The sequence below is a fragment of the Rhodococcus sp. NPDC076796 genome, assembly GCF_040702765.1.
Taxonomy (GTDB): Bacteria; Actinomycetota; Actinomycetes; order Mycobacteriales; family Mycobacteriaceae; genus Rhodococcoides.
The window spans coordinates 191,262-205,138 of sequence record NZ_JBFBMS010000002.1; the positions used below are offsets into that span (position 1 = coordinate 191,262).

Here is a 13,877-nt window from a genome sequence, read left to right on the forward strand (position 1 = left end):
CAGCAGCACGAAAAAGCCCGACCCCCTCGAAAGGGAGTCGGGCTTCTTCGGTGCAAGAGCGGACTCTAGAAGTCCATGCCGCCCATGCCACCGGTCGGATCGCCAGCGGGCGCTCCGGCCTTCTCGGGCTTGTCGGCGACGACGGCCTCGGTGGTGAGGAACAGAGCCGCGATGGACGCTGCGTTCTGCAGTGCCGAGCGGGTGACCTTGACCGGGTCGTTGATGCCTGCAGCGAGCAGGTCCTCGTACTCGTTGGTCGCGGCGTTGAGGCCGTGACCGGCGGGCAGGTTGGAGACCTTGTCCGCAACGACGCCGGGCTCGAGGCCTGCGTTGAATGCGATCTGCTTGAGCGGAGCGGACAGCGCGACGCGAACGATGTTCACGCCGGTTGCCTCGTCACCGTCGAGCTTGAGGTTGTCGAGTGCGGGCGCTGCCTGGAGCAGTGCCACGCCGCCACCGGCGACGATGCCTTCTTCGACGGCTGCCTTGGCGTTACGCACGGCATCTTCGATGCGGTGCTTGCGCTCCTTGAGCTCGACCTCGGTTGCCGCTCCGGCCTTGATGACTGCAACGCCACCGGCCAGCTTGGCCAGGCGCTCCTGCAGCTTCTCGCGGTCGTAGTCGGAATCGGAGTTCTCGATCTCGGCGCGGATCTGGTTGACGCGACCGGCGATGGCGTCGGAATCTCCCGAGCCCTCGACGATGGTGGTCTCGTCCTTGGTGATGACGACCTTGCGTGCCTGACCGAGCAGCTCGAGTCCGGCGGTCTCCAGGGAGAGGCCGACCTCTTCGCTGATGACCTCGCCGCCCGTGAGGATGGCGATGTCGGCGAGCTGCGCCTTGCGACGGTCACCGAATCCGGGAGCCTTGACGGCGACGGACTTGAAGGTGCCACGGATCTTGTTCACCACGAGGGTGGAGAGAGCTTCGCCCTCGACGTCCTCGGCGATGATGACGAGCGGCTTGCCGGACTGGATGACCTTCTCCAGCAGCGGCAGCAGGTCCTTGACGGTGCTGATCTTGGAGCTGACGAGCAGGATGTACGCGTCTTCGAGGACGGCTTCCTGGCGCTCTGCATCGGTGGCGAAGTACGCCGAGATGTAGCCCTTGTCGAAGCGCATGCCCTCGGTGAGCTCGAGCTGCAGGCCGAAGGTGTTGGACTCCTCGACCGTGATGACGCCTTCCTTGCCGACCTTGTCCATTGCCTCGGCGATGAGCTCGCCGATGGACGGGTCGCCTGCGGAGATGCCGGCGGTAGCAGCGATCTGCTCCTTGGTGTCGATCTCCTTGGCGGACGCGAGCAGCGACTCGGTGACGGCTGCAACAGCCTTCTCGATGCCGCGCTTGAGGCCGAGCGGGTTCGCGCCGGCTGCGACGTTGCGCAGGCCTTCACGGACGAGTGCCTGAGCGAGAACGGTAGCGGTGGTGGTGCCGTCGCCTGCGACGTCGTCGGTCTTCTTGGCGACCTCCTTGACGAGCTCGGCACCGATCTTCTCGTAGGGATCTTCGAGCTCGATCTCCTTGGCGATGGAAACACCATCGTTGGTGATCGTGGGAGCTCCCCACTTCTTCTCGAGTACGACGTTGCGACCCTTGGGGCCCAACGTCACCTTTACTGCGTCGGCGAGGGCATTGAGGCCTCGCTCGAGGCCACGGCGTGCCTCTTCGTCGAACGCGATGATCTTGGCCATTGCGAAGTGATCCTCCGGATTGGGGGTGACACATTGCTGGCCGAGCTCGGTGCCCGCGACGGACGACCAGGGGTGTCGTTGATTCCCCGGCCTCACCGTGTCCCGACCTGGCACTCACGTGTCGAGAGTGCCAACTGCATTTCTAGCACTCGACCATGGCGAGTGCAAGGTCGTCCGCCGCGGGCGAACCACCGACACCCCCATGCCCGACGCCACCGCGCGGCGAAAGTCGCGAGCAGATGATCACCTTCGCGAGGGTTCTTCACGCACTCTTCACATACGGAGCCATTGTTAACATTCGGCATCTTCCGAACGAACGTCGAGCGCTAATATCGTTCTGAGACAGTAACTTTCAGGTCATTTCAATTCGGACAATCCCCTACAAAAGCGACAGTAAGGATCGAAACATGTCCGATACGGTCGATACTTCGTACGACAATTCGGCGTTGGACCACGAGGAGGAGGGCTACCACAAGGGCCTCAAGCCTCGTCAGTTGCAGATGATCGCGATCGGCGGCGCAATCGGCACCGGTCTGTTCCTCGGCGCGGGTGGACGCCTCGCCAGTGCCGGGCCCAGCCTGTTCCTCGCCTACGCCCTGTGCGGCATCTTCGTGTTCTTCATCCTGCGCGCCCTCGGCGAGTTGGTCCTGCATCGTCCGTCGTCGGGCAGCTTCGTCTCCTACGCGCGCGAGTTCTTCGGCGAGAAGGCAGCGTTCGTCGCGGGCTGGATGTACTTCCTCAACTGGGCGATGACGGCCATCGTCGACGTCACGGCCATCGCGACGTACATGCACTACTGGGGCAGCTTCGAGGTGATCCCGCAGTGGGTCATCGCATTGATCGCCCTCGTCATCGTCATGTCCATCAACCTCGTCTCGGTCCGCTGGTTCGGTGAGATGGAGTTCTGGGCGGCGATGATCAAGGTCGTCGCGCTGGTGACCTTCCTGATCGTGGGCATCGTGTTCCTCGCCGGCCGCATTCCGGTGGGCACGGAGGTGCCGGGCATCAGCCTGATCACCGACAACGGCGGACTCTTCCCGTCCGGGGCATGGCCACTGGTGATCGTGATCTCGGGCGTCGTGTTCGCTTATGCCGCAGTGGAACTGGTGGGCACCGCCGCGGGCGAGACCGAGAACCCGGAGAAGATCATGCCGCGCGCGATCAACTCGGTCATCGCGCGTATCGCACTGTTCTACGTCGGCTCGCTGGTGTTGCTGGCCGTGCTGATGCCGTACACCGCGTACCAGGCCGGGACGTCGCCGTTCGTGACGTTCTTCTCGAGCATCGGCCTGGGTGGTGCGGGCACCATCATGAACATCGTGGTGCTCACCGCAGCGCTGTCGAGCCTGAACGCCGGGCTGTACTCGACGGGCCGCATTCTGCGCTCGATGGCGATGAACGGCAGCGCCCCGGAGTTCACCAAGAAGATGACCAAGGGCGGCGTCCCGTTCGGCGGCATCCTGCTCACCTGCTTCATCACGCTGTTCGGTGTCGCCCTCAATGCCATCGCCCCCGGCGAGGCCTTCGAGATCGTGCTGAACATGTCCGCGCTCGGCATCATCGCCAGCTGGGCCACCATCGTGCTGTGCCAGATCCAGCTGTTCCGCTGGTCCAAGAAGGGCATCCTCGAGCGGCCCAAGTTCCGGCTGTTCGGTGCGCCGTACACCAGCTACGCCACCCTGGTGTTCCTGTTCGGCGTGCTGGTACTGATGGCCTTCGACGCCCCGATCGGCAGCTGGACCATCGCCACCCTGGTGGTCATCATCCCGGCACTGATCGGTGGCTGGTTCCTGGTGCGCACCAAGGTGCTCGCCGTCGCCGAGGAACGCCTCGGCTACACCGGCCAGTACCCGGTAGTCGCGAACCGTCCGACCGACCAGGAGGAGTAGCCGATACGCGTGGCGGTCCCGTCACCCGGTCACGAGAACTTGAGCCATCGAGATCGCGTGAACGGTGACCGTCGCGGCGGCGGTTCCGGAACTCCGGCTTTCACTGCTGCCGCCACCGCGTCGCTGAGCTCGACGCAGGTTCGGAAGCGATCCGACGGATCCTTCGCCAACGCCCTCGCGACCACCGCGTCGAGCCCCCGCGGCAACGAGCGTCGACGACGCGTCACCGACGGCGGCTCGGCCGTGAGATGTGCGGCGGTGATGGCCAACGGCGTGGCCAGCGGATACGGAGTTCGGCCGGTCGCCAGTTCGACGAGCGTCGCCCCCAGACCGTAAACGTCCGTCTGCGCACTCAGCACGCCCCCGCGAAGCAGTTCCGGTGCCGCGTACGGGATGGATGCCAGCACCGTCCCACCCGCAGCGAGCGGAGTCGAATCCCCCAGTAGGCGTGCAATTCCCCAGTCGGACAACAACACCTGCTCGTACCCGTCGATTCGCTCGGTAGAGATGAGAATGTTCGCCGGCTTGACGTCCCGATGCACGACGCCCTGCGAGTGGGCGTAGTCGAGCCCCTTGGCCGCCTCGGCGACGATGCGCGCCACCCGGGACACGTCGAGTGCGATCTGCCCGCGGGCGACCAGCCGCGCGGCGCTGTAGCCGTCCACGTAGTGCATCGACATCCACAGCTGGTGCTCGAACTCACCGTGCTCGTGCACCGACACGATGTTCGGGTGCACCAGTTGTGCGGCGACGGCCGCTTCCATCCGAAACTTGTTGCGCAACCTCGGCGATCGCGACGCGTCCCGATCCAGAATCTTGAGAGCCTCGGGCCGATCGTGGCCGCGCCCGAGAACCAGATACACCTCGCTCATGCCGCCCACTCCGAGGCGGCGCTGAACTCGAAAGCCGGCGAACTCCGAACCCGACTGCAATCTGCCTGTCACGGAAATGCCTGCCGCACAGGATCACTCGCGACGGAGAAGTCGACGGGTGACACGACCGGACACGTCCGCAGCATCGGCAGAACTGTAGTCCGTTCGACTGTTCGGGGCGACTCGAAAGAAGGCGCGTACGCTCCTGTTTCCCAGTTCGGCGGCCCTCGCGAGTTTCGCCACCAGCGCCGATGTCGTTTATGGTGAGAGCCGGTACTTGACCGAAACAAGAGAAAAAGAACGGCAAACCGATAGCGGTCAGCCGATTACGGTGACTCGAGTTGTAAGGAAGTCAAGTAAGTGAAAGCAATAAAAGAAGCCTGGGGAGGCCTGCTCAAGCCGGTCTTCGTCCCCGCATCGATCATCATCTTCGTCATGATCGCCTTCTCCGTGGTCTATGCGAGCACGGCGGCGGATTCGTTCAAGACGCTCAACGAAGCCATCACCGCAGGCGTCGGCTGGTGGTACATCCTGGCCGCGACCGGCTTCGTGCTGTTCGCCCTCTACTGCGGCCTGAGTCGAGTGGGCAACATCCGCCTCGGCCGCGACGACGAGAAGCCCGAGTTCGGCGTTCTCTCTTGGTTCGCCATGCTGTTCAGCGCGGGCATGGGCATCGGCCTGGTGTTCTACGGCGTCGCCGAGCCGCTCTCGCACTACGTGACGCCACCCGAGGCGGGCGGCGTTCCCGGTAGCACCGACCCCGCTGCCCGACAGGCGATGGAGCTCACCCTCTTCCACTGGGGCCTGCACGCCTGGGCCATCTACGTCGTCGTCGGCCTCGGCATGGCGTACATGACCTACCGCAAGGGTCGCCCACTGACCGTCCGCTGGCTGCTCGAGCCGCTGCTCGGCCGCAAGCGCATCGAAGGTCCGATCGGCCACGCCATCGACACCGTCGCAATCGTGGGAACCCTGTTCGGCGTTGCGACATCGCTCGGGTTCGGTGTCCAGCAGATCTCGGCGGGCCTCGAATTCCTGGGCTGGGTGGACAGGTCCAACTGGTTCATCGTCGCGCTCATCGCGGTCATCACCTTGATCGCCACCTTCTCTGTCGTCACCGGCGTCTCGAAGGGCCTCAAGTGGCTCTCGAACATCAACATGGGCCTCGCGGCCTCGCTCGCGCTGTTCGTGCTGATCCTGGGTCCGACACTGTTCCTGATGCAGTCCTGGGTACAGAACCTCGGCGGCTACGTCCAGGCTCTGCCCGAGCTGGCATTGCGCACCTCGCCGTTCTCCGACGACGGTTGGGCCGGCGGCTGGACCATCTTCTACTGGGGCTGGTGGATGAGCTGGGCACCGTTCGTCGGCATGTTCATCGCGCGTATCTCCCGCGGCCGCACCATCCGTGAATTCGTGTTCGGTGTGCTGCTCGCTCCGACCATCGTCGGCTCGCTGTGGTTCACCATCTTCGGCGACACCGGCATCCTGCGACAGCGCAACGAGGGAGATCTGCTCGACGCCGAGGGCGCGGTGAACAACAACACCAGCCTCTTCCAGGTGCTCGACGGCCTCCCGATCGCGGTGATCACCAGCGTCATCGCCATCGCGGTCATCGTGTTCTTCTTCGTCACGTCCTCGGACTCGGGATCGTTGGTCATCGACATTCTCTCGACCGGTGGCGAGCTGGAGACCCCGAAGATCACCCGGGTCTACTGGGCCGTGCTGCAGGGCGTGGCTGCGGCGGTGCTGCTGCTCGTCGGTGGAACGAGTTCTCTGACGGCACTGCAGACGATGTCGATAGCCACGGCGGTGCCGTTCTCGATTGTGCTGGCGCTCGCATGTGTGTCGATGCTCAAGGCGTTCCGCTACGACGTCGCCACCACACCGCGGTACGTGCGCGTTACCACCACTTCGGACGTCGCAGGCGACGAACCGACGGTGTCCACGCCTGCCGCACCTCGAAAGCGAGCGACGGCCGGGATCTCCTCGACGTTCTCCGGACTGTCGCCGTCTCGGGAGGGACTGACATCCTCGCGTGGCGACGGAGGCGTCGTACTTGCGGTGCACGAGGTGCCCAACGAACAGCTCGAGGTTCATCCCGAGACCGGGGCAGTCGAGTACTCCGGAGACAACGCTCCGGTCGACCCACTCGGCGGCGAGGTCTTCGACACCCAGGAGTTCGCCGACTCGGCCGAGGGGCAGAAGGACAGCAACCCCAGCTGATCGCTATCGACCGACTCTGACCCTCGCAAGCCTCTCGCGGGGGTCAGAGGTTTTTCGAAGCCCAGTCGGTGAGAGCCTCCAACGACGGCAGCAGCGCCTCGCCGGAGGACGTCAGGCTGTACCCCACGGAGATGGGTGGCCCGTCGTCGACGGTGCGCGCCACCAGACCTGCTTTGGCGAGTTCGCCGAGTCGCTCGGACAACACCGAATCACTGATACCACCGACGGCACGGCGCAGGTCCGAGAATCCCATCGGCCCGTTCATCAGCGTCGCAAGAAGAATTCCGTTCCACCTCTTGCCGAGGAAGCCGAAGGCTTTCGTCAGCGCTCCGTCGCAGGCACGCGGATCATCGATCTCTCCATTCGTTGCCATGGTTCCACCCTACCGAGGGTGCTACAGTCCGACTCGCTGCTTCTGAATTACTAGTGGCCTCAGAAATGAAAGCAGGACTCATGTTCATCGCAACCGTCATCGTCTCGGTAATGCTCGCCGTGGCACTCACGTTCTCCGCCATCGGGAAACTGACGAAGAACCCCTCCGTCATCCCGATGCTCGAGCAGGTCGGCGTTCCCGCAGACAAGATTCCCTGGCTCGCCTACGCGGAACTACTCGGAGCCGTCGGCCTGCTGGTGGGATTGGCCGTCTGGCCCATCGGCGTCGCTGCCGCCGTCGGCGTCATCCTCTACTTCGTCGGGGCCGTTGCCGCACACCTGCGCGCCAAGGACAAGGACTTCGCACCCGCCGCCGGACTGGCCGTGTTCGCCGTCGTCGCTCTGGTTCTACGGGTGCTCAGCGCCTGACCAGTCGTAATCCATCTGGCCCGCGGTGGCGAGGGCGTGATCCGCTCCTGACCACCGCGCGACCAGATGCAACGCCAGATCCAGGCCGGCGCTGATACCGGCGGACGTCGCCAGATCGCCGTGGTCGATGTACCGAACGCCCTCGTGCACCACCAGCGCGGGCCAGCTCTCCCGCAGCAATTCCAGATCCTCCCAGTGTGTGGTGACCGGACGCTCGTCGAGCAGTCCCGCCGCCGCCAGCACGAAAGCACCCGTGCACACCGACGCCACCAACTCGGCGTCGGAGCGAAGGCCCTTCAACCACTGCAGAACCCGACCGTCGGCCGAGACCGCATCGACGACACCGCCCGGCACCACGACGACGTCGTATCCCCGCGGATCGTCGATCGTGGTGTCGACGCCGATCCTCATTCCGCCCCGAGCAACAACCGCCCTGTCTTCGATCCCGACGAGCGTCACCTCGAAAGGCGCTGCGCTGCCGGTACGTTCGGCCACCCGGTTGGCGACCGAGAACACCTCGAACGGACCGCACGCGTCGAGCACCTCGACATCGTCGAACATCAGAATTGCAACGCTTCTACTCATATCCTGGCCTTCAGCTACTCGTGGTCGACACGATGACGGGCACCATTACCGCGGCCATCACCGCAGCGTTCACATCCGAGACGGCCTTGCGCACCGCCGCGCCTGCCCACTCTCCCTCGGCGATCTGCTTCGCGCGGTGCTTGAGCTGCTTCTTGTCCGCGTCCACGATCACCTTGTGCGTCAGGTCCACCGCCGAAATCAACGAGATCAACGCAGCCGTGTGGGGCGACGGCGTCGTACCGTCGACGAGCGCGCTGCGTAAGGAATCTCGCAACACCTTCTCGTGCGAGGTCTCACGCGCAGGCCAGGTCGTCGTCGGGAACAGCCCCCACACCTTGTCCTTCTTCTCCGTGACGAAGCCCTGAGCCACCAGCCGCGCAACCAGCTCCTTCGACAGATTCTTCTGCGACTTCTCGATCACCTTCTGTGGCTTCATCGGCCGCGACGCCGACGCGACGAGATCGAAGACTCGACGCAGCACAGGTTCCGCAGGCAGTTCTCCTGCGACGACCACATGATCCTTCTTGATCTGCTCACCTGGGCCGGTGATGCGCAACGACCCGCTCAATGCGAGTTCGACCACGAGCGCACCGGCCAGCACGCGCGGCAACTTCGTGCTGTCGGCCAGCGGCTTGCCCGAGTCGTCGTCGAGCAACAACAACAGGAGGTCCTCCGCGATCAAGGTCATGACGCGAGGTTACCCAGGATGTACGGGTAGTTGTGAGCCACCAGTTGCTCGAGAATCGCTTTGTCCACATCGGCAAGTTTGTTCACGTACAGGCAACCTGCTCCTCGCTTGTGCTTACCCAGCTGTTCGAGCAAAGAGTCCGATTCCGGGGCGTAAGTAGCCCCGTACACCGACAGATTCGCCTTGCGCGGGGAGAACCCGACGACGAAATACTCGCCCCGACGGCCACTGCCCGTCGTGTACCGGTAGGCACCGAAGCCCACCATCGTCGGCCCCCACATCACTGCCGGCTGCCCGGTCACGCGACCCATCATCTCGGCGAGCACAAGCCCGTCCGCACGCCGAACCGGATGCTGCACGGCGGCCAGGAAATCCTCGGCCGATACGTCGGTCGGTCGCGTCAGGTTCTCGTTCAATTGATCAGGGCCTGCCAGTTCGACGGCACCCGCTCACGCGGACCGGGAACCGTCTGATCGAGTGGATGATGTTGCGGTGGAGCCAATTCCGGACCGTCGTACATCTGCTCGTCGGCATAGTTGTAGAACCATTCCTCGCCGGGCTCGTAGCTGCGCACGAACTGGTGCCGGGTGGACTCGGCGTGTTTGCTGGCGTGCTGCGACGGCGAGGAGTCACAACACCCGATGTGACCGCACTGCGCGCACCGACGCAGGTGCACCCACCAGCCCTGCGTGCGAGTGCATTCCACACACCCCGGGCCCGACGGCGGAACCTTGGGGTCGATGCCTTCGATGGTCATGATGCCTCCTCTATCGCCGGGTCGACGGGCAGTCGCACGATGAATCGCGTGTCTCCGGGTTCGGACATCACTCGCAGATCACCCTGGTGCTTGTTCACCACGATGCGCCACGAGATGTCCAGGCCGAGACCGGTCCCTTCGCCGACCGGCTTGGTGGTGAAGAACGGCTCGAAGATGCGCGACCGAATCTCCTGCGGCACACCGGGTCCGGTATCGCAGATCTCGATCTGAACCTGATCCTCGTCCAACGATGTCCGCACCGTCAGCACCCCCTTCTCCTCGGGGGTCGCCGCCATCGCCTGCACAGCATTGTCGATCAGGTTCGTCCACACCTGGTTGAGTTCGGCGGCGTAGGCCGGGATGGGCGGCACCGCGGGGTCGTAATCCTTCACCACACGGATGTCGTCACCGATCTTGCGGCCCAACATGATCAGGGTGCTGTCGAGCAGCTCGCGCACATCCACCGTTCGATACGGCGCACGATCCATCTGCGAATACTGTTTCGCGGCACCGACGAGCGTGGAGATGCGAGTGGTCGAATCCGCTATCTCGTTCATCAACAACTCGGTTTCGACGGTGTAGTTGAGCCACCGGATCGCACCCTCGAGCATCGTCGGATCGTCGACTGTGGCGGATACCTTGTCGAGCCACGGCACATCGAGACCGGCCGAGACGAACGTCGGAGCCAGATCCCAACCGTCACCGATGCCCTTGTCCTCGAACCACTCTCCGAGTTCGTCCTCGCGGTCCGACGCTTCCATCGCGGTCAGCTTCGGAGCCTTGGCCACCAGCTCCACGGCCTCGTTCTGCAATCCCACCAGATGCGCCATGCTGCCGCGATCGAGAGTGCCGCCGGCGATCATCGCCAACTTCTGCCGCATGTGCGCCACCCGATTCCGCAGCGCCGACGTCGCCCGCACCGCAGCCGCCGCCGGATTGTTCAGCTCGTGCGTCAACCCGGCCGACAGAGAACCCAACGCCAACAGCCGTTCTCGCTGCTCCACTATCTGCTTGGTGTTCTGATTGCCGAAGAACAGACCCTCGAGCAGGTGCAGCGCCATCGGGAACCACTCCCGCACGATGGACGCGAAGCACTCGGCGTCGAGCACGAAGAACCGGGAGCGCTCGGTCACCCGCATCGAACCCTGGTACGTCTGCGGCACCCGATCACCCAGGTACGCCTGCCACGCACCCGCGTACACCCCGCGCTGCGAGGTCCGGTTGACCACCAGGTCCTCCCCGCCCGAGAGCTTCGAGAGCACCACGGCTCCGTCCATCAGCACGTAGAAGCACGTCGCCGGATCACCCTCGGCATACACCGGACCCGGTTCGATCGTTTCGATACGTCCGTCCCGACACAGCTCCGCCAGCTGCGAGTCGGTGAGATGCTCGAACAGAAACAGCGTCCGCAACTCCTCCGGATCACACGCGGGGGTATTCACGGGTTCGCCAGATATCTGTGCACCAACATCACGGCCATTGCTCCCTCTCCCACTGCCGACGCGACGCGTTTGGCCGAGTCGGATCGCACGTCACCGGCTGCGAACACGCCGGGCACGCTCGTCTCGAGGTGATGCGGGAGGCGGGCGGGCGTCCACCCGGCAGGCCCACGCCCATCGACGACGAGATCCGGCCCGGTGACCACGAATCCATGGTCGTCCCGCACGAGCACCCCATCGAGCCACTCGGTGCGCGGCGCCGCACCGATGAACAGAAACAGATACTGCGCGTCGACTGTCGTCGTCTCGTCGGTTGCTCTGTTGCGCAGCATGATCGACTCGAGGTGGCCATCGCCCGACACTCCCACGACCTCGGTGCAGGGCCGAACGCTGATCTTCGGATTATCTTCGATCTGTTTGATGAGGTAGTACGACATCGACGCTTCGAGGGAAGAGGCCCTGATCAGAATGGTCACCGACTTGGCCCCGCGCGAGAGGTACACCGCCGCCTGACCCGCCGAGTTCGCGCCGCCCACGATGTACACGTCCTGCTCGGCGCACCGCGCCGCCTCGGTCATCGCCGATCCGTAGAACACGCCTCGGCCGGTGAAGTCGTCGACCCCGGGTGCGTCCAGCCGGCGATAGGCGACACCGGTGGACAGGATGATCGTCTGCGCACTGATGCTGCGGCCGTCCGCGAACCGCACGGTTCGCGCGGCACCGTTGGTTTCCAGGCCCACGACGTCCTGGGTGGTGACCACCTCGGCCCCGAACTTCAACGCCTGCCGCCGTGCCCGCTCGGCGAGCTGCGCACCCGAGACACCGTCGGGAAAGCCCAGGTAGTTCTCGATTCGCGAACTCTGACCGGCTTGGCCGCCGGTTGCGGTCCTCTCGATCAGGGTGGTCCGCAGGCCCTCCGACGCACCGTAGAGCGCAGCTCCGAGCCCCGCCGGTCCGCCGCCGATGACGACCAGGTCGTAGAACTCCTCCGACGGCGACACCGTCAACCCGAGCCGATTGCCCAGCTCGGCATCCGACGGTTCGATCAACGCATCGCCCTCGGTGGTGATGACCACCGGCAAGCGGCCACCGTCCACGCCTGCGGCGGCCAGCAGCCGCGCACCCTCGGACTCGTCGGACATGTACCAGCGATACGGCAGCTGATTGCGAGCGAGGAACTCGCGGATCTCCGACGAGCGCGCAGACCAACGATGGCCGATGATCTTGGTGTCCTCGACTGCTCGGTGGTCGTACGCACACCAGGCCTCGAGCTGGGCGTCGAGCACGGGGTAGAGCTTTTCCTCGGGCGGATCCCACGGCTTGAGCAGGTAGTAGTCGAGATCGATGACGTTGATCGCGTCGATCGCAGCGTCGGTGTCCGCGTACGCGGTCAGAAGAATGCGACGGGCCGTCGGAAAGATGTCCATGGCCTGCTCGAGAAATTCCATGCCGCTCATCTGCGGCATGCGGTAGTCGGCCAACAGAATGGCGACCGGGGTGCCGCGCAGCGCGAGTTCCTTCAGGGCGTCGAGCGCCCCGGCACCGGACTCCGCGCGCACGATGCGGTACTGCTCCCCGTAGCGACGACGCAGATCGCGGGCGACCGATCTCGACACACCGGGATCGTCGTCGACGCTGAGAATGACCGGTTTCATGACCCTCCAGGACTGATGCTCGTCAACCTCATGAGCATGCCACCGCGTCGCCCCGAATGGGAGGCAAGCAGACCTGGCACCAGCAGGGTCAGATTCGGCCGCGTCGAATCAGATCGATTTCCTGCGGGGTGAGCAGCCGCTCGAGCTTCTCGGCCGGCCAGGTACGCGGGCTGCCACTCATCCTGGCGGTCTTCAACAGGGGCAGATCACTGCTGGTACGACGTATTATCGACTGTAATTTCACGGTGGATCACTCCGAACAATTTCTTCGTTGGTCCCGACACTCCGCTTGCTACATCGATCAGTGTCCGCCCGGTGTTAACGCCGCGGTGGGATCTCGTGCGGCGTTTCGCAGCTCGAGACAGTTTCCTCCGCCCCCGGTCGGGGTAAACAGCTGCCCAAATCTACTGATCGGGGAACGATAGTGAACACGTCGGGTAAGTCGGTGGCCGATTCGGTACAGGACAACAGCGCATTCGAGAAGGCGGCGCGTGCCGGCCACTTCGTCAGCGGAGTGCTGCACATCCTCATCGGATACATCGCGGTTCGGTTGGCGTTCGGCCAGGCAGGCAACGCCGACCAGTCCGGTGCACTCGCCGAATTGGCCGAGAAGCCCGGCGGAAAGATCGCGCTCTGGGTAGCAGTGGTCGCTTTCGTGGCGCTGGCGCTGTGGCGGATCGTCGAAGCGATCGTCGGCAAGAAGTCCGACGCCGACGCCGGTAGTGCGATGGACCGTCTCAAAGCGGCAGCACTGGCCGTCGTCTACATTGCGTTCGCCTTCTCGACCTACGGCTTCGCTACCGGCTCGGGCAAGTCCAGCGGACAGCAGAACGCCGGCTGGTCCGCGCGACTGATGGAATCGGGCGGCGGCAAGCTTGTGCTCATCGCCGTCGCGCTGGTCGTCATCGGCGTCGGCGGTTACCACGTCTACAAGGGCGTTTCGAAGAACTTCCTCGACGATCTCGAAGGGCACCAGAGCGGGGCCGTCGTCAAACTCGGCATCGCCGGATACGCCGCCAAGGGCACCGCCCTCGTCGGGGCCGGACTCCTCGTCGTGGTGGCAGTTCTGCAATCCGATCCGTCGAAGGCCACCGGCATCGACGGCGCGCTCAAGACCCTCGGCTCGCAGCCCTACGGACAGGTTCTGCTCATCCTCGCCGGAGTGGGCATCGCGCTCTACGGGCTCTATGCCTTCGTCTTGGCTCGCTTCGCTCGCATGTGAGCGAAAGTTCGACCCCTGCTACGAATTACTGCTCACCTGCGTAGCCAGCTGTGGC

Annotated in this window: 13 protein-coding genes; 4 read left to right on the forward strand and 9 right to left on the reverse strand. The window is 64.4% G+C overall.

Translation table 11 applies throughout. From position 1 onward, the window contains the following. Positions 1-65: 65 nt before the first annotated feature. Positions 66-1,691, reverse strand: coding sequence for a chaperonin GroEL (groL, locus tag AB0366_RS06050; RefSeq protein ID WP_008713461.1), 1,626 nt, complete (start codon positions 1,689-1,691; stop codon positions 66-68). A gap of 407 nt (positions 1,692-2,098) precedes the next feature. On the opposite strand from groL, the gene AB0366_RS06055 reads away from it, so the two are divergent. Continuing rightward, positions 2,099-3,580: an amino acid permease gene (locus tag AB0366_RS06055; protein WP_366243096.1), complete on the forward strand. Its 1,482-nt coding sequence runs from the start codon at positions 2,099-2,101 to the stop codon at positions 3,578-3,580. A 29-nt stretch (positions 3,581-3,609) separates the two neighbouring features. Here AB0366_RS06055 and AB0366_RS06060 read toward each other — a convergent pair whose 3' ends face one another. Continuing rightward, positions 3,610-4,524 carry a serine/threonine-protein kinase gene (locus AB0366_RS06060; protein ID WP_366243097.1) on the reverse strand — a complete coding sequence of 305 codons (915 nt, stop codon included), beginning with the start codon at positions 4,522-4,524 and terminating at the stop codon, positions 3,610-3,612. A gap of 288 nt (positions 4,525-4,812) precedes the next feature. Here AB0366_RS06060 and AB0366_RS06065 point away from each other — a divergent pair, with 288 nt between their 5' ends. Then, the gene (locus AB0366_RS06065) at positions 4,813-6,675 is read left to right on the forward strand and encodes a BCCT family transporter (RefSeq protein ID WP_366243098.1); all 1,863 of its coding nucleotides are present in this window, start codon (positions 4,813-4,815) and stop codon (positions 6,673-6,675) included. A 43-nt stretch (positions 6,676-6,718) separates the two neighbouring features. Here the strand turns inward: AB0366_RS06065 and AB0366_RS06070 are convergent, their stop codons facing one another. After that, the gene (locus AB0366_RS06070; protein WP_121872263.1) at positions 6,719-7,048 is read right to left on the reverse strand and encodes a helix-turn-helix domain-containing protein; all 330 of its coding nucleotides are present in this window, start codon (positions 7,046-7,048) and stop codon (positions 6,719-6,721) included. Positions 7,049-7,128: 80 nt separating this feature from the next. Here AB0366_RS06070 and AB0366_RS06075 point away from each other — a divergent pair, with 80 nt between their 5' ends. Then, complete coding sequence (locus AB0366_RS06075) at positions 7,129-7,476, forward strand: DoxX family protein (RefSeq protein ID WP_366243099.1); 348 nt, start codon at positions 7,129-7,131, stop codon at positions 7,474-7,476. Here the strand turns inward: AB0366_RS06075 and AB0366_RS06080 are convergent. The 6 genes from AB0366_RS06080 to AB0366_RS06105 are packed head-to-tail and all read right to left on the reverse strand — an operon-like array spanning position 7,456 to position 12,600. Then, complete coding sequence (locus AB0366_RS06080) at positions 7,456-8,061, reverse strand: DJ-1/PfpI family protein (RefSeq protein WP_366243100.1); 606 nt, start codon at positions 8,059-8,061, stop codon at positions 7,456-7,458. The two genes, AB0366_RS06075 and AB0366_RS06080, sit on opposite strands and share 21 nt — an antisense overlap. A 10-nt stretch (positions 8,062-8,071) precedes the next feature. Further along, positions 8,072-8,749 (reverse strand): GPP34 family phosphoprotein, encoded by a 678-nt coding sequence (locus AB0366_RS06085; protein ID WP_128644818.1) that lies wholly within the window; start codon positions 8,747-8,749, stop codon positions 8,072-8,074. Continuing rightward, on the reverse strand, positions 8,746-9,165 hold the full coding sequence (locus AB0366_RS06090) for a DUF1801 domain-containing protein (RefSeq protein WP_366243101.1): 420 nt from the start codon (positions 9,163-9,165) through the stop codon (positions 8,746-8,748). The genes AB0366_RS06085 and AB0366_RS06090 overlap by 4 nt, the downstream gene beginning before the upstream one ends. Then, positions 9,162-9,506 (reverse strand): UBP-type zinc finger domain-containing protein, encoded by a 345-nt coding sequence (locus AB0366_RS06095; protein WP_366243102.1) that lies wholly within the window; start codon positions 9,504-9,506, stop codon positions 9,162-9,164. The genes AB0366_RS06090 and AB0366_RS06095 overlap by 4 nt, the downstream gene beginning before the upstream one ends. Next, entirely contained in the window at positions 9,503-10,948 is a 1,446-nt protein-coding gene (locus tag AB0366_RS06100) for an ATP-binding protein (protein WP_366243103.1), read from the reverse strand. The genes AB0366_RS06095 and AB0366_RS06100 overlap by 4 nt, the downstream gene beginning before the upstream one ends. Next, on the reverse strand, positions 10,945-12,600 hold the full coding sequence (locus AB0366_RS06105; protein WP_366243104.1) for an FAD-dependent oxidoreductase: 1,656 nt from the start codon (positions 12,598-12,600) through the stop codon (positions 10,945-10,947). The genes AB0366_RS06100 and AB0366_RS06105 overlap by 4 nt, the downstream gene beginning before the upstream one ends. 424 nt (positions 12,601-13,024) lie before the next feature. Here AB0366_RS06105 and AB0366_RS06110 point away from each other — a divergent pair, with 424 nt between their 5' ends. Further along, positions 13,025-13,822: a DUF1206 domain-containing protein gene (locus AB0366_RS06110; protein WP_366243105.1), complete on the forward strand. Its 798-nt coding sequence runs from the start codon at positions 13,025-13,027 to the stop codon at positions 13,820-13,822. The last annotated feature ends 55 nt before the right edge of the window (positions 13,823-13,877 follow it).

Bases quoted from the DNA above. Each gene is read 5' to 3' on its own strand.
- AB0366_RS06080 (WP_366243100.1), bottom strand. From the start codon at position 8,061: ATGAGTAGAAGCGTTGCAATTCTGATGTTCGACGATGTCGAGGTGCTC.
- AB0366_RS06070 (WP_121872263.1), bottom strand. From the start codon at position 7,048: ATGGCAACGAATGGAGAGATCGATGATCCGCGTGCCTGCGACGGAGCG.
- AB0366_RS06085 (WP_128644818.1), bottom strand. From the start codon at position 8,749: ATGACCTTGATCGCGGAGGACCTCCTGTTGTTGTTGCTCGACGACGAC.
- AB0366_RS06075 (WP_366243099.1), top strand. From the start codon at position 7,129: ATGTTCATCGCAACCGTCATCGTCTCGGTAATGCTCGCCGTGGCACTC.
- AB0366_RS06105 (WP_366243104.1), bottom strand. From the start codon at position 12,600: ATGAAACCGGTCATTCTCAGCGTCGACGACGATCCCGGTGTGTCGAGA.
- AB0366_RS06055 (WP_366243096.1), top strand. From the start codon at position 2,099: ATGTCCGATACGGTCGATACTTCGTACGACAATTCGGCGTTGGACCAC.
- AB0366_RS06095 (WP_366243102.1), bottom strand. From the start codon at position 9,506: ATGACCATCGAAGGCATCGACCCCAAGGTTCCGCCGTCGGGCCCGGGG.
- groL (WP_008713461.1), bottom strand. From the start codon at position 1,691: ATGGCCAAGATCATCGCGTTCGACGAAGAGGCACGCCGTGGCCTCGAG.